This is a genomic window from Mesorhizobium sp. M1329 (assembly GCF_040318035.1).
Lineage (GTDB): Bacteria > Pseudomonadota > Alphaproteobacteria > Rhizobiales > Rhizobiaceae > Mesorhizobium.
Genome location: NZ_JAMYLN010000001.1, coordinates 143,953 through 160,017 on the forward strand (window position 1 = coordinate 143,953; position 16,065 = coordinate 160,017).

General features: G+C 62.7%; 20 protein-coding genes. 10 read left to right on the forward strand and 10 right to left on the reverse strand.

From position 1 onward, the window contains the following. Nucleotides 1-56: 56 nt before the first annotated feature. The 7 genes from ccmE to NKH21_RS00755 form a co-directional block, all read right to left on the reverse strand. On the reverse strand, nt 57-500 hold the full coding sequence (gene ccmE / locus NKH21_RS00725; RefSeq protein ID WP_352862711.1) for a cytochrome c maturation protein CcmE: 444 nt from the start codon (nt 498-500) through the stop codon (nt 57-59). Nucleotides 501-503: 3 nt separating this feature from the next. Beyond that, complete coding sequence (ccmI, locus tag NKH21_RS00730; RefSeq protein WP_352862712.1) at nt 504-1,640, reverse strand: c-type cytochrome biogenesis protein CcmI; 1,137 nt, start codon at nt 1,638-1,640, stop codon at nt 504-506. Between the two features lie 222 nt (nt 1,641-1,862). Then, on the reverse strand, nt 1,863-2,297 hold the full coding sequence (locus NKH21_RS00735) for an RT0821/Lpp0805 family surface protein (RefSeq protein WP_352862713.1): 435 nt from the start codon (nt 2,295-2,297) through the stop codon (nt 1,863-1,865). A 122-nt stretch (nt 2,298-2,419) separates the two neighbouring features. Continuing rightward, entirely contained in the window at nt 2,420-3,832 is a 1,413-nt protein-coding gene (locus NKH21_RS00740) for an ATP-binding protein (protein ID WP_352862888.1), read from the reverse strand. A gap of 10 nt (nt 3,833-3,842) precedes the next feature. Continuing rightward, the gene (locus tag NKH21_RS00745) at nt 3,843-4,508 is read right to left on the reverse strand and encodes a response regulator transcription factor (RefSeq protein ID WP_023718390.1); all 666 of its coding nucleotides are present in this window, start codon (nt 4,506-4,508) and stop codon (nt 3,843-3,845) included. A gap of 64 nt (nt 4,509-4,572) precedes the next feature. Further along, nucleotides 4,573-4,872: a hypothetical protein gene (locus NKH21_RS00750; protein WP_352490848.1), complete on the reverse strand. Its 300-nt coding sequence runs from the start codon at nt 4,870-4,872 to the stop codon at nt 4,573-4,575. Between the two features lie 374 nt (nt 4,873-5,246). After that, nucleotides 5,247-5,657: a DUF3168 domain-containing protein gene (locus NKH21_RS00755; RefSeq protein ID WP_352665893.1), complete on the reverse strand. Its 411-nt coding sequence runs from the start codon at nt 5,655-5,657 to the stop codon at nt 5,247-5,249. Between the two features lie 234 nt (nt 5,658-5,891). Here NKH21_RS00755 and NKH21_RS00760 point away from each other — a divergent pair, with 234 nt between their 5' ends. Both NKH21_RS00760 and NKH21_RS00765 read left to right on the forward strand, forming a co-directional pair. Then, the gene (locus NKH21_RS00760) at nt 5,892-6,140 is read left to right on the forward strand and encodes a hypothetical protein (protein ID WP_352862714.1); all 249 of its coding nucleotides are present in this window, start codon (nt 5,892-5,894) and stop codon (nt 6,138-6,140) included. A 44-nt stretch (nt 6,141-6,184) separates the two neighbouring features. Beyond that, the gene (locus tag NKH21_RS00765; protein WP_352665891.1) at nt 6,185-6,322 is read left to right on the forward strand and encodes a hypothetical protein; all 138 of its coding nucleotides are present in this window, start codon (nt 6,185-6,187) and stop codon (nt 6,320-6,322) included. A gap of 66 nt (nt 6,323-6,388) precedes the next feature. Here NKH21_RS00765 and NKH21_RS00770 read toward each other — a convergent pair whose 3' ends face one another. Continuing rightward, complete coding sequence (locus NKH21_RS00770; protein ID WP_254819951.1) at nt 6,389-6,655, reverse strand: DUF1488 family protein; 267 nt, start codon at nt 6,653-6,655, stop codon at nt 6,389-6,391. Then, nucleotides 6,652-6,924, reverse strand: coding sequence for a hypothetical protein (locus NKH21_RS00775; RefSeq protein ID WP_292658482.1), 273 nt, complete (start codon nt 6,922-6,924; stop codon nt 6,652-6,654). Before NKH21_RS00775 ends, NKH21_RS00770 begins: the two co-directional genes overlap by 4 nt. 244 nt (nt 6,925-7,168) lie before the next feature. Here NKH21_RS00775 and NKH21_RS00780 point away from each other — a divergent pair, with 244 nt between their 5' ends. From NKH21_RS00780 to NKH21_RS00790, 3 genes are all read left to right on the forward strand, one after another. Further along, a complete protein-coding gene (locus NKH21_RS00780) occupies nt 7,169-7,531 on the forward strand; it encodes a co-chaperone GroES (RefSeq protein ID WP_352862715.1) in 363 nt (120 codons plus the stop codon). Between the two features lie 102 nt (nt 7,532-7,633). Then, nucleotides 7,634-9,253, forward strand: coding sequence for a chaperonin GroEL (gene groL / locus NKH21_RS00785; protein WP_352665889.1), 1,620 nt, complete (start codon nt 7,634-7,636; stop codon nt 9,251-9,253). A gap of 78 nt (nt 9,254-9,331) precedes the next feature. Beyond that, the gene (locus tag NKH21_RS00790) at nt 9,332-9,493 is read left to right on the forward strand and encodes a hypothetical protein (protein WP_352525670.1); all 162 of its coding nucleotides are present in this window, start codon (nt 9,332-9,334) and stop codon (nt 9,491-9,493) included. A gap of 80 nt (nt 9,494-9,573) precedes the next feature. Here NKH21_RS00790 and NKH21_RS00795 read toward each other — a convergent pair whose 3' ends face one another. Further along, complete coding sequence (locus tag NKH21_RS00795) at nt 9,574-10,278, reverse strand: TetR/AcrR family transcriptional regulator (RefSeq protein WP_352665888.1); 705 nt, start codon at nt 10,276-10,278, stop codon at nt 9,574-9,576. Nucleotides 10,279-10,297: 19 nt separating this feature from the next. Between NKH21_RS00795 and NKH21_RS00800 the strand changes: the two genes are divergently transcribed. The 5 genes from NKH21_RS00800 to NKH21_RS00820 all read left to right on the forward strand — a co-directional run bounded on the left by NKH21_RS00800 (nt 10,298) and on the right by NKH21_RS00820 (nt 16,063). Beyond that, on the forward strand, nt 10,298-10,873 hold the full coding sequence (locus NKH21_RS00800) for a cupin domain-containing protein (protein ID WP_352665887.1): 576 nt from the start codon (nt 10,298-10,300) through the stop codon (nt 10,871-10,873). 410 nt (nt 10,874-11,283) lie between these two features. Continuing rightward, nucleotides 11,284-13,443: a transglycosylase domain-containing protein gene (locus tag NKH21_RS00805; protein WP_352862716.1), complete on the forward strand. Its 2,160-nt coding sequence runs from the start codon at nt 11,284-11,286 to the stop codon at nt 13,441-13,443. 96 nt (nt 13,444-13,539) lie between these two features. After that, on the forward strand, nt 13,540-14,124 hold the full coding sequence (locus NKH21_RS00810; protein ID WP_352449049.1) for a DUF1214 domain-containing protein: 585 nt from the start codon (nt 13,540-13,542) through the stop codon (nt 14,122-14,124). Beyond that, complete coding sequence (locus NKH21_RS00815) at nt 14,117-14,665, forward strand: DUF1254 domain-containing protein (RefSeq protein WP_352862717.1); 549 nt, start codon at nt 14,117-14,119, stop codon at nt 14,663-14,665. Before NKH21_RS00810 ends, NKH21_RS00815 begins: the two co-directional genes overlap by 8 nt. Before the next feature lie 387 nt (nt 14,666-15,052). Further along, the gene (locus NKH21_RS00820) at nt 15,053-16,063 is read left to right on the forward strand and encodes a DUF2336 domain-containing protein (RefSeq protein ID WP_352862718.1); all 1,011 of its coding nucleotides are present in this window, start codon (nt 15,053-15,055) and stop codon (nt 16,061-16,063) included. The last annotated feature ends 2 nt before the right edge of the window (nt 16,064-16,065 follow it).

Consider the following 16,065-nt stretch of genomic DNA (forward strand, 5'->3'; position numbering starts at 1 on the left):
TAGATCTTGCCGCAGGTTCTTGCCGCAAAACCGTGGAACACTTTTGCGGAACCTTCCTATTCACTCTTGCTCTCCTGCCATACGCCCTTGGCCTTGAGGCCGTCGGCCACTTCCTTGGGCATATAGGTCTCGTCATGCTTGGCCAGCACGCTATCGGCGACAAAGACCCCGTCAGGACCAAACGAGCCTTCGGTGATCACGCCCTGCCCTTCCCGGAAAAGGTCGGGAAGGATGCCCGTATAGGTAACCTTGACGTCCTTCTGGTTGTCGGTCACCGAAAAGGCGACGGTGGCGCCTTGGCTACGCTCGACGGTGCCTTTTTCGACGAGACCTCCGAGCCTGATGCGCTGGCCAGGCTGAAGGCTGGCGGTGGCCAGATCGGCCGGCATGTAGAAATAGGAGGCCTTCTGGCCAAGCGCATAGAAGGTCAGTCCGGTTGCAACACCGAGAAACGCCAGCCCCGCGGCGATCACCGACAGTCGTTTCTGCTTGCGCGTCATCGTCTACTCCGTCGCCGTCACGCCGAGCGAGGCGGCAAAGGCGGTGAATTTCCTGGCCTGGTCACTGTCCGCGCCGAAGACGGCGATACCGCGATTGAGCGCGTCACGCGCCTGGTCTGTCTTGCCCAGTACGGCATAGGAACGAACGAGCTGCATCCACCCTTCCTCGTCGCGCGGATTTTGCCGAAGCCTTTCGTCGAGGCCGGCAACCATGGTGCTGATCATGGCTTGCCGGTCCTGCGGCGACATCGAGGAAGCAGCATCGATATCCTCGGCGCTCGGCCCTTTCGCAGGCGTTTCCGAAGCGACGCTGCGGGCGGCGGATTCGGCCAGCGCCTGCTCGACGGCGCCGCGCCACGGCGAGCCCTGCGGCAAGGCGGCAAGCATCTCTTGCCAGGCCGCCGTGGCTTCAGCTGTGCGGCCTTCCTGTGCCATGCCCATGGCGAGATAGAACGAGGCCTTCGGATTGGCCGGATCGAGCTTCAACGCCGCCTCGAACGCCGCCTGCGCCTCGGCCGAGACAATGCCGCCGGCCGCATTGGCGATCGCCTCGCCAAGACCAGCCTGGCGGGCGGCGCTGTCGCCGTGGAGGCGGATGGCATTGCGATAGGCGGTCACCGCATCGGCGTATCGCTGCATGCGCAGATAGACCGGCGCCAGCACGTCCCAGCCGCGGCCATCGGATGGGTTGGCCGCCAGGTGCGCCTCGGCGCGGGCTATCAGCTCGTCGACCGAGCTGTCGGCGGGGTTCTTGGCCAGGCGTTCGCTGAGTGGCTGCGACGGCAGGTCGGGTGAGCCGAGCTGGCCATAAAGGCCCCAGCTGACCAGCGGAACAACCAGAACGGCAGCCGTCGCCACCAGCCTCGTCGATCGCGACGGCTGCGTCGCCGTGTCGCCAGCCTGGCCGGCATTGCTCAGGGGAAGGATACGGCGGGCGATTTCGGCGCGAGCCTCTTCGGCCTCCATTGGCTGGATCAGGCCACGCGCCATATCACGGTCAAGCTCGGCCAGCTGGTCGCGATAGACTTCAAGGTCGTGATCACCGGCAGCGGACGCGTTCTTCGAACCGCCGGTCAACGGCAGCAGCACCGCCAGGCTTGCGCCCAGCGTCAGGATTGCGGCTATGACCCAGAACAGCATGGCTCTTCCAATAGAACGAGACCCTTGCCCTGCCAACACAAGCGTGCTGCGACGCTTTGGCGGGACCGCTCCGATCGATAATGCATGTCGCGAAAAGTGTGCAGCGGTATTGCGATAACGACCATGCATCAAAACAAGAACCTAAAGCGCGTCGCACGAGGCCGGTCGAACGCGCCGCGCTTTAGTGCCGGACCGGAATCGGCGGATCGACGGCCGGACCAGCTACGTCAGCGGCGTCCAGCTGCCGTCGGCATTGCGGCAGGCGGTTCCGCGCGCGGTGGCGCCAGCGGTGCCGGTAAACACCGTATGGGTGTATTGCCGGCAGTCCTGCGATCCGACGCGATAGGGCTGGGCGGCAACCACTTCGCCGCGATGGGCCGAACTGTCGCTCTTCCAAGCCACTTTCTGGCCGCTCGCCGTGTATTCAAGCGCCTTGTATTCCGCCTCGAGCGCGCTGCGTTTCTCGGTCTCGCTCAGGCCGGCGCCGATAGAGCCGCCGACGAGGCCGCCGCCCATGGCGGAGATGATCGTCGTCGCCACCTTGGCGCCGCTGGGAGGCGTCGCGGCCGGCGTCACCGTAACGACCGAGCCCTTGCCGAGCGTCGTGCAGCCGGAGACGGCGAGCAGGGCGGAAACGAGCGCGACGCGAATCTTCATGCCAATACCGGCTTTCTTGGGCTGGACCGCCGCGCTGTCAGCAGGCTGACGCGGCCATAATGTCGATGTTTGTCGGAAATTTGGCCGCAGCCGGCCACCAGGAAAAGCAATCTGGAAAAGCATTACTGAAGGCTCCGCAATCGAACCATCGCCTTCAATCCACCCATGACGGATCGTTCCAGCGCCAGAACGCCTCCATACTCGTTGACAAGGTCGGCGACAATGGCAAGTCCGAGCCCGCTGCCCGGTTTTGTCTCGTCTAGACGCCGGCCGCGCTGCAACACCTCGCGCGCCTTGTCGTCGGGAATGCCGGGGCCGTCATCCTCGATGCTAATCTCGAACAGTCTGGCCGCACCTTCCTCGTCGGCAACGGGCTTGACGGAAACGGCGACCGCGCTCCTTGCCCATTTCATCGCATTGTCGAGCAGATTGCCCAGCAGCTCCTCCAGGTCCTCGCGTTCGCCGGCAAAGACGATGTCGGTGGCCGGCAGCGAGAGCGACAGCGCCGTGTGCGGGTTGAGCTTCTGCAGCACCCGCACCATGCGCTGGACCAGCGGCGCCACCGGCGTCCGGTAGACGACGCTGTCGCGCTGCGCGGCGACGCGGGCACGTTGCAGATAGTGATCCACTTGCTTCTGCATGGAAGCGGCCTGTTCGGCGATCAGCTGGCCTTTGGCGCCACCCAGCGCCCGCCCCTCGTTGAGCAGCACGGCAAGCGGCGTCTTCAGCGAGTGCGCCAGGTTGCCGACCTGCGTGCGCGACCGCTCGACGATGCGCCTGTTGTTCTCGATCAGTGCATTGGTCTCGTTGGCGAGCGGCTCGATCTCGGCCGGGAAACGGCCGTCTAGGCGTTGCGCGGTTCCTTCGCGCACCATGGCAAGCGCATTCCTGACCCGGCGCAACGGCTGCAGGCCGAGCAGGATGGCAATCGCATTGATGGCGATCATGCCGACGCCGAACAGCGACAGATAGGTCAAAAGGCGCCGCTGGAAGGTGGCGATTTCCTGCTCGAGCTCGGTCTGGTTGCCCATGACACGGAAGCGCGCGGCGCGGTTTTTCGCATCGAGGACGAACTCGCTCTCGAACACCTCCAGTTGTTCGCCTTCGATGCCGTCCGCTGAATAGCTGCGCTGGAAGCTGGCATTGAAGGGCACCTCGGCAACGCTTGGCGACGGGATCGCCTTGGTCATCGACGACGAATGAAGATCGCCGTGCACACCTTCCGAGGCGGGCTCGACCGACCAGTACCAGCCGGAATTCGGCTCCGAGAACCTCAAATCGCCAAGGTCGGGGGCGCCCGTCAACTGGCCGCTTTCGGAAACGCCGACCGAGCCGATCAGGTTGAACAGATGCGCCGAAAGCAGGCTGTCGAAACCGCGCTCGCTAGCCTGGCGATAAAGCGTGGTGATCAAGGTGAAGATGACGACCAGAGTGAGGATCGCCCAGACCGTGGAAAAGGCGATGACGCGAAACGCCACCGAACGCGGCCATGACCGCAGCGACGGCGTGTTCGAGACGGCGGGTTTTGTAGGCAGCGGTTCCGCGTTACGCCTCCGGCTTACGCATGCGGTAGCCCATGCCGCGAACAGTTTCGATCATGTCGATGCCCATCTTCTTGCGAAGCCGTCCGACAAAGACCTCGATCGTGTTGGAATCGCGGTCGAAGTCCTGGTCGTAGAGATGCTCGACCAGTTCGGTCCGGGAAACGACCTCGCCCATATGGTGCATCAAATAGGCAAGCAGGCGGAATTCGTGCGAGGTCAGCTTCAGCGGCACGCCGTCAACGTCGGCCTTGGAGGCCTTGGTGTCGAGACGCAGCGGCCCGCAGGTCAGCTCGGACGAGGCATGCCCGGCAGCACGCCGGATCAGGGCGCGCACCCTGGCCAGGATTTCCTCGATGTGGAAAGGTTTGGTGACGTAGTCGTCGGCGCCGGCGTCGATGCCGGCAACCTTGTCGCTCCAGCGGTCGCGTGCCGTCAGGATCAGCACCGGCATCTTGCGGCCGCCGCGCCGCCAGCGCTCGACCACGCTGATGCCGTCCATCTGCGGCAGGCCGATATCGAGCACCACGGCATCGTAGGGCTCGGTGTCGCCGAGAAAGTGCCCTTCCTCGCCGTCGAATGCGCGGTCGACGACATAGCCGGCATCGACCAGCGCGTCGCCAATCTGCCGGTTGAGATCCTTGTCATCTTCGACGACGAGTACGCGCATGCGGAAGGCCTGTTGAAGCTGTTCAGATATAGGCCGATTCCGGCAGACTGGGAAACGGCACGGTTCAGTTCAGCGGAACGACGATCTCCGAGCGACGGGGACGCTGCCCATCCTTGCCCGGAACGAGCACGACGATGACGCAGACCGGCTGGCCGCCGCGTGTCGACTGCGAGGCCTTGGCCAAGGTGCCGCCATTCTGCTCCGCCACCTGCTGGCCGATCGCGTAGCAGTCGGACGCGGCGAGGACGACTGGCTGAGTCCACTCGGGCGCGACAGCGGGGATCGCCATCGCTTGCGACGCAAGCAGGCCGGCGGCTGAGAGCGCCAGTGCCATGGTCCGGAAGTGGAAGCGAAGGGTTTTCATGGCCAGCGTTCTAACGCGCCGGTGCTGAACGTGATATGAACGGTGAACGCCCGAATGCATGCCCGCCACACCCCTGAAGCGCGAGATTACCGGATTGCCATTTCGCCGCCCGGCCCCGCGAAATCGCCAATGTTTAACCTAGCCCTCCAATCCTTCGCCGACAACCGGCATCATCTGGCGGGCAGGACCATTTGGGAGGACGAAGCATCCGGCCCAAGGCAACCGATGGCAGTTCAGGCGAACCGAACCTGAAACAAAAAACCCGCCTCTGCGGCGGGTCGCTGGCGCCATCAGCACCATAGTTGAATTAATAGCATAGCTGCCGGCACAAAGCAAGAACAAAATTGCCCGATTTGCGAAAAGGTGCCCGGTGGTCAGCCCTCGTCCTTGATCACGGCGCGGAAGCGCAGCAGCCCGTGATGGGCCGAAAGGTCCTCGTCGTAGCGGGCTTCAGCGAATTCGAGCTTGAGGTGGGCGCGGCGATGTCCGCCAAGCGAGAGTGCCGTATCGCGCAGGCGGGTGCTGACCAGGTCCATGATGTCATTGGTTTCCTTGCTGGCCTCTGATTTCGACCAGACATGCAACGTCAGCAACTGTTCTGTGTCGTTCTCCATCCCCGTTGCCCAATCGTAGACGCTGGTGCGGCCGAAGGTCATGTGGGGGAACGCAACATTTTCCGGCGCATGGTCGAACAGTCTTGCATCGCCCAGTGCCGCCGACAGGTCGGGATCGCCGTTCACTGCCTCGAATATGGCCCTCTGCAATTCGACGGCCGGCGCGGTCATCGTCTTTCCCTTCGCCCGTCGCGTCGACCTCCCGGCTGCGTAGCTGCGTTGCATGAAGGCATCCCGGCAAAGCTCGAATCAGCGCGTCTCATGCGGATTATGAACCTTCATGCTCTCAGGAATAAGCCCTACTCCTGCAACCCGCGATCCCGCGGCCTTTCGCGCCACGGACGCCCTTGAGAGTGACGCGAATTCATTTGGCATGCAGGGAGTTCGAAGAACGATGCTATGAAGATGTCTGGTTTCCAAACATTCGAGGTCGTTTTCGTACGCGAGCCACCGCTGCTGCCTGTTTTCGGAAAGCTTGGGTTCAGGGCGCCGACGGTCGCGATTGCGGCGCCGACCATGTCGATGACCATCGAAAATTTGGTCAACCGCACGCGGGAGGTGTTCTCGGCGCACGGTAGCCTGGCCCTGAAGCTGTCCGTCGTTTTGTGGACGGTGCTTGTCCTGGCGGCAGTATTCTTCGTCGCCCAAGCCTGACCGAGCGACACTCATCGATCGGGCGGAAACTAAAGGACGCCAAGATGGCAAACCGCTACGCGCTGCGTATGGAACGTTCTCACTGCTGGACCGTCACCGGCCAGCCGGTCGAGCTCAAGCAGCAACCCATGGTCGGCATAAACACGCGCGATGCGGGCGGTCGATCGGCTGAACAGTCGTGACATCGCGGCGGGCGAAGGCGGACCGGAAGCGCCGAGAAAGCGTCTTGTGGACGGATCGCGACGGATCTAGCGAAAATCGGCCGCAGTCAGCACATATATGCTCCTGCGGGTGCGGGCATAGGCATTCCTGGCAACATCGTGGATCGAGTTGGAAGCCGTGTCGAATGCCGCCAGGTAGGTAGCTTCCGAGGCCGCCGTTCCCGGCTGCATCTTGGAGATGGCATCGGTTGCGACCGAGAAGGAAATCTGGAACATGCCGTCATGGCCGACGAAGCGGATGCGTTTGCTTGCCTCGTCGTAGCTGCGGCTGGGATTGGGAAATGTCAGGCTCATGATTTGGCCTCCGTCGATGCGGATACGGCATGCTTGACTGTCCGCGCCGCCCGCTTCTTCTTTGGGGCGACCGGATTCAGAGCTGCCGCCGCGCGATCCGCCTCTTCCTTGGCCAGTCGCAATTCCCTCAGCTTCGCCGTCTTGATCATCCTGGCCTTCGCCTCCGAGAGATATTCGGCAGTTGCTTTGTTCCGCTCCGCTGTTTTCTTTTGATTTTCCATGAAGCGAGCCTGAGCTTTTTCCATGATGTTCTGATTGCCTTCGGCCATCGGTAAAATCTCCCTTGCAGCGAAAGTCGTGAATGTGAGCTTCACCGTAAAATAGGTGTTCAAGGACAGAAATTCAATTTCATTAATATTCGGCAAGGCCCCGAACACCGGGGGATGGCCAAGCAAAATAATACATTCAATATTTGACATGCCCTATGAATATTTTTTGGCACTCCTATCAATCGAGTGCCAGAGCGCCTATAGAGAGGGGCGGCCGCCTAAGCCGGCCCCAGAAAGAGTCCCCATGAAATTCCGGCCACTCCACGATCGCGTCGTCATTCGGCGCGCCGAAAGCGACACCAAATCCAAGGGCGGCATCATCATCCCCGACAATGCCAAGGAGAAACCGCAGGAAGGCGAAGTGATCGCCGTCGGGCCGGGTGCGCGGGACGAAAGCGGCGTGCTGATGGCGCTCGACGTCAAGGCCGGCGACCTCATCCTGTTCGGCAAATGGTCCGGCACCGAGGTCAAGATAGACGGCGAGGACCTTCTGATCATGAAGGAGGCCGACATCATGGGCATCATCGACAAGAGCGAGATGGGCATCATCGACAAGAGCGAGATGGGCATCATTGCCAAGAGCGTGGCTGCCAAGAAGGCCGCCTGATTGGAATGCCGCGCGCCCAACCGGGCGCGCAAAGGATGCTCCAAGCTTTGATTCAGGCGCGCTGCAAGCGTCTTGCCACGACCAACCGAACTGGAAAAAATCATGTCTGCCAAGGAAATCAAATTCTCCACCGACGCGCGTGACCGCATGCTGCGCGGTGTCGAAATCCTCAACAACGCCGTCAAGGTGACGCTCGGCCCCAAAGGCCGCAACGTCATCATCGACAAGGCCTATGGCGCGCCGCGCATCACCAAGGACGGGGTGACGGTGGCCAAGGAAATCGAACTTTCCGACAAGTTCGAGAACATGGGCGCACAGATGGTGCGCGAAGTGGCCTCGAAGACCAACGACCTCGCCGGCGACGGCACCACCACCGCCACAGTGCTTGCCGCTTCCATCCTGCGCGAGGGCGCCAAATTCGTCGCCGCCGGCATGAACCCGATGGACCTCAAGCGCGGCATCGACCTTGCCGTCAGCGCCGTCGTCAAGGAAATCCAGGCCCGAGCCAAGAAGGTCAAGTCCTCAGGCGAGATCGCGCAGGTCGGCACCATTGCCGCCAATGGCGACACCAGCGTCGGTGCCATGATCGCCAAGGCGATGGACAAGGTCGGCAATGACGGCGTCATCACCGTTGAGGAGGCCAAGACCGCCGAAACCGAACTCGACGTCGTCGAAGGCATGCAGTTCGATCGCGGCTATCTCTCGCCTTATTTCGTCACCAATGCCGAAAAAATGCGCGCCGAGCTGGAAGACCCCTACGTGCTCATCCACGAAAAGAAGCTCGGCAATCTGCAGGCGCTGCTGCCCATCCTCGAAGCCGTGGTGCAAAGCGGCAGGCCGCTGTTGATCATCTCCGAGGACGTCGAGGGCGAAGCGCTGGCGACGCTGGTCGTCAACAAGCTGCGCGGCGGCCTCAAGGTCGCGGCCGTCAAGGCACCTGGCTTCGGTGACCGCCGCAAGGCGATGCTGGAAGACATCGCCGTGCTTACCGCCGGACAGATGATTTCCGAGGATCTCGGCATCAAGCTGGAGAACATCACCATAGACATGCTCGGCCGCGCCAAGCGCGTGCTGATCGAGAAGGACACCACCACGATCATCGACGGCGCCGGCGAGAAGACCACGATTCAGGCGCGCGTCCAGCAGATCAAGGGGCAAATCGAGGAAACCACTTCCGACTATGACAAGGAGAAGCTGCAGGAACGTCTCGCCAAGCTGGCGGGCGGCGTTGCCGTCATCCGCGTCGGCGGCGCCACCGAATCCGAGGTCAAGGAAAAGAAGGACCGCATCGACGATGCGCTGAACGCCACGCGCGCCGCCGTCGAAGAAGGCATCGTTCCCGGCGGCGGCGTCGCGTTGCTGCGCGCCAGGGCTGTGCTGAACGGGCTGACCGGAGCCAATGCCGATATGACGGCGGGCATTTCGATCGTGTCGAGAGCGCTCGAAGCGCCAATCCGGCAGATCGCCGAGAATTCCGGCGTCGAAGGTTCGATCGTCGTCGGCAAGCTCGCCGATAGCAAGGACCACAACCAGGGCTTCGATGCCCAGAACGAAGTCTATGTCGACATGATCAAGGCCGGCATCGTCGACCCCGCTAAGGTGGTGCGGACGGCGCTGCAGGACGCGGGCTCCATTGCGGCGCTCCTGATCACTGCTGAAGCCATGATCACCGACGTTTCAGCCAAGGAAGCCGCTGCTTCGACCGGCGGCATGGGCTATTGACCAGCTGCCGGAAACAAGCCTGAAAGACAGCCGCCGGGGTATCTTCCCCGGCGTGCCCCTCGGCAAGGAGATCGATCCATGATCGCATTCGTCCCGAAGCCAAATGCGGCGGCGAAGACCAAAGTGGCCGAGGAAAGCCGCTTCGATCGCATTCGCAGGCTTGCCGACAAGCACAGGAAAGCCGACGCCGGCACAATAGGCCGCGACCCGAAAAAGATCGCGGACAAGCGTCCCATGTGATCCGCGAGATCAGCGTCAGATCATGAGACCGGCGGCTAAAAGTCTACAGGCATCCGTTTCCAGCGCCGACGGTTGTCAAGTCAACGGCTTGTTACCTCGGCATCCCGCAAACTCGACCTGACGCTGCGGACGAGGACGAGCATGGTTTCCACCGCCTCTTCGTCAGAGAGGCCGTGGTTCTCGACAAGCGACAGCCAGGTCGTGAAGTCCAGCGCATGTCCTATCGCGGCAACGAGCAACCTTGCAGTTCCGCCATCCGGGTCGAGGTAGCCTTGTGAAAGGATCGCGACGCCTTTTGCGAGAACCTCTCGCCGGCGGGCCAGCGCGGCAGCGACAACCGGCATTTCGGCATCGCGATACAAATTGGCTAGGAGCTGCCGCTTGCGCCTGTAGTAGCTGTACAGTTGGAAAAGCGCCGTCCGGAGCCGGACTTCCGGTTCGACGATCGATCGCCAGGCTTCAGGGTTGGGGGGCGGGTCCTGGCCGAACGAATATGCCGAGCAAGCATTGAAGACCGCTTCCTCGTCGGGAAAATGGCGGTAGACGGTTAGCCGTTGCACCCCCGCTTTCTCGGCGATGGCGCTCACCGTCGTTCGCGATGGACCCACCGAACTGTGCAGATCGAATGCTGCGCGGGTGAGCGCAAGATGGGTCTCGGCCTGCTTGATCGCGCGTCGCTGCAGCCGGTATGAGCGACGCTGGCCTTCTTTCAGTGAACTCATATGATCACCGATATTGACTTGGGTGTGAATGGCTCGTAGAAATGGGTGATCGGCAGCGTACACCCATTTTCAGGAGGATGATATGGAACGCGCAGTGCCTGATCCAAGCCTCCAACGTGCGACGGCTTACTCGCCTCACAGCCATTCATCGGACCCCATCACAATTCTGCCTGGAGCTGGTGACCGCTTTGACTTGGGCGGTTTCGGCATCCACTGGAAGATAGACGGATTCCACACCGGGGAGCGCTTCTCCATCGTGCACCATCCGCTCGCCCCTCGTGCGCTGGCCGCGCCCTTGCACCGGCATCACCGTGAAGACGAATATTCATATGTGCTGAGCGGCAGTTTGGGCGCGTTGCTTGGAGAGAACGTTGTTACCGCCGGGCCGGGCACATGGCTGTTCAAGCCGCGAGGCGAATGGCATACGTTCTGGAACGCGGGCGACACGCAGTGCGAAATCATCGAGGTGATTTCGCCCGCTGGCTTCGAGAACTATTTCCGCGAACTGGCCGTCATCTGGCCAGACAGAACAAAGTCGGGCGAACTTTTGCGGAAGTACGAACTGGATATGGACTTCGATAGTGTTCCAGGCCTCTGCACCCGATTTGGACTGACATCCGCACGCACCGCCGCTGCAACGGTCGCACGGCAGAAATAGATACACGCCTGATCGCCTTGCGAGTGCATGCCGTTCGCGACGGCAGGCCGCTGCAGCAGACCCGCGAAGGTTTGACTGATTCCGCTGAAAATCACTGGGTGTGCGGGCGGCGGTACCAGGCCATTATCGCGTCTCGCCGCTGATCAGCCCGGCACGGTTCTTGACGACCGTCGCAACGAAGCGGATGACGGCGCGCACCGGCGCCTCTCGCGCAGGGCCGTCAGCATCTCACTGACGCCGCACGGGAGCCGTCTTCCCTTCGACAAACCTCCCGCTCATCTTCATCGCCCTCATCTTCATCGCCCTTGTAGGCAGCGCCAAAATGGACGAATAGTCATAGCGGCGCGCCGCCGTGAAATTGCCGGCATGCGGTTTCTCAGTTGGCGGCATCGCCGCAGCCGGATCCTGGAATGGCCAGTCCTTTGGAACCACGCAAGAGAAGAGGTCCAATCGCCGCAAGGCTGCTGGCGGTGGATGCGTGGATCGATTCCTCGGCCTACGAAGTCGGCTTCAGGGCGCGCCAGTTCTGGGAGGCGGCGACCATCTTCTCGCGGCGTTTCCGCGTCGGCGGCTGGCGCCGCGGCCTGATCGAACTGTTGAGTGAAGGCTTTACGCTCGGTGCCGGCGGCATCGTCGTGCTTTTGGCGCTGGCCTTGCCGGCCTTCCAGATAACCGCCGGCGACTGGCGCACGCAAGGCGACTTCGCCGTCACCTTCCTCGACCGCTACGGCAACGAGATCGGCCAGCGCGGCATTATCCAACGCGATTCGGTGCCGGTCGACGAGATGCCCGACCATGTCATCAAGGCGGTGCTGGCCACCGAGGACCGCCGTTTCTTCGACCATTACGGCATCGATGTGCTCGGCCTGTCGCGCGCCATATTCGAGAATGTGCGGGCAAATTCCGTCGTCCAGGGTGGATCGAGCATCACCCAGCAGCTGGCCAAGAACCTGTTCCTGACAAATGAACGGACGTTCGAGCGCAAGATCAAGGAAGCCTTCCTGTCGCTGTGGCTCGAAGCCAATCTGTCGAAGAAGGAAATCCTGCAGCTTTACCTCGACCGCGCCTATATGGGCGGCGGCACATTCGGCATCGAGGCCGCAGCCGATTTCTATTTCGGCAAGAGCGTCAAGGACCTGAACCTCGCCGAGGCAGCGATGCTGGCCGGCCTGTTCAAGGCGCCGACCAAATACGCGCCGCACATAAACCTGCCCGCTGCCCGGGCGCGCGCCAACGTGGTGCTGTCCAACCTGGTCGATTCCGGCTTCATGACCGAAGGCCAGGTGCTGCAGGCAAGGCTGCACCCGGCCGAAATCGTCGACCGCGGCGAGCAGAAGAGCCCCGACTATTACCTCGACTGGGCTTTCGACGAGGTCAAGAAGATCGCCGCCAAAGGCGGCCCGCACTCGCTTGTCGCCCACACCACCTTCGACGCCAACATCCAGAAGGCGGCCGAAGAATCGATGGAGTTCCACCTCCGCCAGTTCGGCAAGGAATACAACGTTACCGAGGGCGCCATCGTCGTCATCGAGACCAATGGCGCGGTCAGGGCGATCGTCGGCGGCCGCGACTACGGCGCCAGCCAGTTCAACCGCGCCACCAAGGCACTTCGCCAGACCGGCTCCTCGTTCAAGCCCTATGTCTATGCGACGGCGATGGAGCATGGCTTCACGCCGGATTCGGTGGTTTCCGGCGGACCCATCTCCTGGGGCAGCTGGTCGCCCCACAATTACAATGGCGGGTCGGCCGGCAACGTCACGCTGATCACGGCGATGGCCAAATCGATCAACACGGTGCCGGTGCGGCTGGCCAAGGATTATCTCGGCATCAAGCCGATCAAGGCGATGGCCGAGGCGATGGGCGTCGAGTCGCCGCTGGAATCGCACAAGACCATGGTGCTCGGCACGTCGGGCATGACCGTGATGGACCAGGCGACGGGCTACAGCGTGTTCGCCCAGAACGGCTTTGCCGGAACCCGGCACGGCGTCAGCCAACTCTTCACTCGTACCGGCGAGGTCGTCTACGACTTCGCCAAGGATGCGCCGCCGCCGCATCGGGTGCTGTCGGAGCAGGCGCTCAAATACATGAACACCATGCTGGCGGCGGTGCCGGTGATCGGCACTGCCCGGCGCGCCGCCCTTCCAAACATCGTCGTCGCCGGCAAGACCGGCACGACCCAGTCCTACCGCGATGCCTGGTTTGTCGGCTTTACCGGCAACTACACGGCCGCCGTCTGGCTCGGCAATGATGACTTCACCGCGACCAACAAGATGACCGGCGGCACGCTGCCGGCCATGGTGTGGCAGCGCCTGATGCTCTATGCGCACCAGAATATCGACCTCAGACCGATCCCCGGCCTCGATCACCCCTTCGTCGATGCCGAAATTGCCGCCAAGGCCGAGGAAGCGGAAAAGAAGAACGCCGAACAGGCAGCTGCCGACGCCGCCGCCGAGCGTCCGCCGGTGCTGTCCAGCCGGACCACCCAGACCCTGAAGGAACTGAGCAAGCTGTTCCAGGCGGCACCCGTGCTCGACGCGCCCGCTGCACCGGAGACCCTCTCGGCGCTGTGACGGCCAATTCCACGCGGCCGCTTGCCACAAGGCCCTGCGCCGCGATATCCCCGAGCGGCAATCTTTCAGTCCCGGCCTTCGGTTTCCTGCCTCCTCATGCTCAAGAACGCCTTCCTGACACTGCTTTCGCTTGCCATCGCCGTCGTCGGCGGTGGCGGCAGCGTCTGGTATGCACTGAAGCTGCAGGACGGCGTCGGCGCCATCAGGATCGGCCAATGGACCGCCTTCCCGGATATCGGCACGCCGACGGCAGATCCCTATTCGAAGGCCCGCGTGGCTCGCGAAGGCGTGCTAGCGCTCGGACAGGCGGAAGGACTGTCCTTCATAGCCGAGCGCGATTCCGGCGGCGAACAGCTCAAGCGGCAATGCGCCTACAAGATTGCGGGCGGCTTTCCCACCGCTCGGTTCTGGACGCTTTATGCCGCCGACCAGTCGCTTGGCGTGGTCGAGACCGGCAAGCCGAGGCCGGCTGCGCTGCAGTCCTATCAAGTGCTGCGCCAGGCCGACAATTCGGTAGTCATTTCCGTCGGCAGCCGCCCTGCGCCCGGCAACTGGCTGCTGACCAGCGGCGCCGGCAAGATGTACCTGGTGCTTACGTTCTACGACACGCCGATCGCCAGCAGCACCGGTCTCTCGGACGTCACGCTGCCGCAGATCCAGAAGGTCGGCTGCAATGCGTAGCCTGCTGCATGCCGTGCTGCTCGGCCTGCTCGGCGCCGGCATCGTGCACATCATCGTGCTGCTGCTCGTCCCCGAGTTTTCCGAACGCGACGCCTGGTCGCGATTGGCCATGGCTTCGGATCTCTACAAGATGACCAGGCTCGACGCGGAAGCCGGCGGCGCGCCGGTGGTGAAATCGGTCGATCCGCTGTTTTATGCGGCGGCATGCCGCTTCGACCTTGCCGAAGGGATGGTACGGGTCAAGGCGCCGGGAAAGGTGCCGTTCTGGTCGATATCGGTCTATGACCGCGGCGGCCACAACATCTACTCGTTCAACGACCACAGCGCGACCGCAGGCCTGCTCGACACCGTTGTGCTGACGCCCGCCCAGATGATCGAGGTCCGCAAGGATCTTCCCGAGGAATTGCAAGGGGCCATCTTCGTCGAGGCGCCGATAGAGGAAGGCGTCTTCGTCATCCGTTCGTTCGTGCCCGACGACAGCTGGAAGCCGATCGTCTCGCGGTTTCTCGAACAGAGTTCCTGCGAACTGCAGGATTTTTAAGCCGGTTCCGATGCTCAGTGATGAGGTACCGGCAATGTCCCCGAAGGTCCAGGCTTGTCGGGGCCGGCCGGCCGCGTTTCGCCCGTCAGCGGCCGCTGCTCGTAGCGCACCCCGGGAAAGATGATCACTGCCGCCGGCGCGGTTTGTTGTGCTCGATTGGTTGCCGCCGTTCGCGGCACGAAAGACAGTACCATGCCCATGGTTCGCGTATTCCTCTCGGTTGCCCCGGAGCACAACGCAACGCCTCCATAGTCGATTAAGAAGGCAGTAGGTTAACGGAGCGCTAACGGATCGCCGCTAAATTGATCTTTGTTCTTGGGAAACGCGAAACCGGTACAGCCCGGCAGAGCGCCGTCCAGATCGTGTCGAGTGTCGGGCGTATCCTTCGTGTCAGCTTCGGATTTCAGGCAAATCGCAGCAGGAGCTGAATCGGGAAAGGCCGAAAGGCTGTTTCGCGCCGCCGTGTCGGCATTCTGTTCGCTCACCCGCCCTTCGCGCCGCGAGATCGCGCAGCTCGAAGATCTGACGCTGCCGCTGTTCGATAATGTCTCGGTCGAATCGCGCCGCTACGTCGCGGCAGCCCTTTCCGAATGCGAATATGCACCCGCCGCGCTGGTGCGGCGGCTTTGCCAGGAGCGGGTCGACATCGCCGCTCCGCTGCTCATCCGCTCGCGTGCCCTCAGCGACGTCGACCTCATCGCGCTGATCGGGCGTCACGGCCTGCCGCATGCCCGTGCTATTGCCCGCCGCAAGGATCTCAATCAAACGATCGCGGATCTCATCAAAGTGCTCGAAAGGCCGACGCTGGTACGGTCGCAGCAGCCCGAGGCGACTGCCAACGCCGCGTCTGAAAACGCCGAAGTGGTTGCGGCCGATGCCAACAGGCAGGAGGCTTCCGATGCCGCCGCCGAAACTGTCCGCCACAGGCTGCGATCCATGATGCGCGCCGAGAGCGGCACCGCCATCGGTCCGTTCGTCGAGCCACAAACCTATGTCAAGCTGCGCGAGACCGCGCTGACCGGTAATGCGGCATTCTTCCAGACAGCGCTCGCCGATGCGCTCGAAGTCGATTTTTTAACGGCGCGGACGCTCACCGCGAGCCACAATTACGCACCGCTGCTGGCCGCCTTGCGCGCGCTCGACCTCAGCGAAGACAAGGCGTTCCTGATCACGGCCGCCATTTATCCGACCGCGTTTCCGCACCCGCAGGCGATCCGCATCTTCCTCGACCGCTACCGCCTGCTGCACCGCGAAGCGGCGTTGGACAGGCTCCGCGGCTGGAAGGCCGACACCGTGTCGAAAATCGTTCGCAAGCCCGGGCGCGTCGCCGCAAACGCCGACCTGCACAAGCTGAACGGCGCCGATATGACCGCCACCCCAAAGGCGCGTCGCGTCTGAAC

Excerpts from the sequence above, each read along its gene's own strand:
- ccmE (WP_352862711.1), bottom strand. The coding sequence starts at position 500 with ATGACGCGCAAGCAGAAACGACTGTCGGTGATCGCCGCGGGGCTGGCG.
- ccmI (WP_352862712.1), bottom strand. The coding sequence starts at position 1,640 with ATGCTGTTCTGGGTCATAGCCGCAATCCTGACGCTGGGCGCAAGCCTG.
- NKH21_RS00735 (WP_352862713.1), bottom strand. The coding sequence starts at position 2,297 with ATGAAGATTCGCGTCGCGCTCGTTTCCGCCCTGCTCGCCGTCTCCGGC.
- NKH21_RS00745 (WP_023718390.1), bottom strand. The coding sequence starts at position 4,508 with ATGCGCGTACTCGTCGTCGAAGATGACAAGGATCTCAACCGGCAGATT.
- NKH21_RS00750 (WP_352490848.1), bottom strand. The coding sequence starts at position 4,872 with ATGAAAACCCTTCGCTTCCACTTCCGGACCATGGCACTGGCGCTCTCA.
- NKH21_RS00755 (WP_352665893.1), bottom strand. The coding sequence starts at position 5,657 with ATGACCGCGCCGGCCGTCGAATTGCAGAGGGCCATATTCGAGGCAGTG.
- NKH21_RS00760 (WP_352862714.1), top strand. The coding sequence starts at position 5,892 with ATGTCTGGTTTCCAAACATTCGAGGTCGTTTTCGTACGCGAGCCACCG.
- NKH21_RS00765 (WP_352665891.1), top strand. The coding sequence starts at position 6,185 with ATGGCAAACCGCTACGCGCTGCGTATGGAACGTTCTCACTGCTGGACC.
- NKH21_RS00770 (WP_254819951.1), bottom strand. The coding sequence starts at position 6,655 with ATGAGCCTGACATTTCCCAATCCCAGCCGCAGCTACGACGAGGCAAGC.
- NKH21_RS00775 (WP_292658482.1), bottom strand. The coding sequence starts at position 6,924 with ATGGCCGAAGGCAATCAGAACATCATGGAAAAAGCTCAGGCTCGCTTC.
- NKH21_RS00780 (WP_352862715.1), top strand. The coding sequence starts at position 7,169 with ATGAAATTCCGGCCACTCCACGATCGCGTCGTCATTCGGCGCGCCGAA.
- groL (WP_352665889.1), top strand. The coding sequence starts at position 7,634 with ATGTCTGCCAAGGAAATCAAATTCTCCACCGACGCGCGTGACCGCATG.
- NKH21_RS00790 (WP_352525670.1), top strand. The coding sequence starts at position 9,332 with ATGATCGCATTCGTCCCGAAGCCAAATGCGGCGGCGAAGACCAAAGTG.
- NKH21_RS00800 (WP_352665887.1), top strand. The coding sequence starts at position 10,298 with ATGGAACGCGCAGTGCCTGATCCAAGCCTCCAACGTGCGACGGCTTAC.
- NKH21_RS00805 (WP_352862716.1), top strand. The coding sequence starts at position 11,284 with ATGGCCAGTCCTTTGGAACCACGCAAGAGAAGAGGTCCAATCGCCGCA.
- NKH21_RS00810 (WP_352449049.1), top strand. The coding sequence starts at position 13,540 with ATGCTCAAGAACGCCTTCCTGACACTGCTTTCGCTTGCCATCGCCGTC.
- NKH21_RS00815 (WP_352862717.1), top strand. The coding sequence starts at position 14,117 with ATGCGTAGCCTGCTGCATGCCGTGCTGCTCGGCCTGCTCGGCGCCGGC.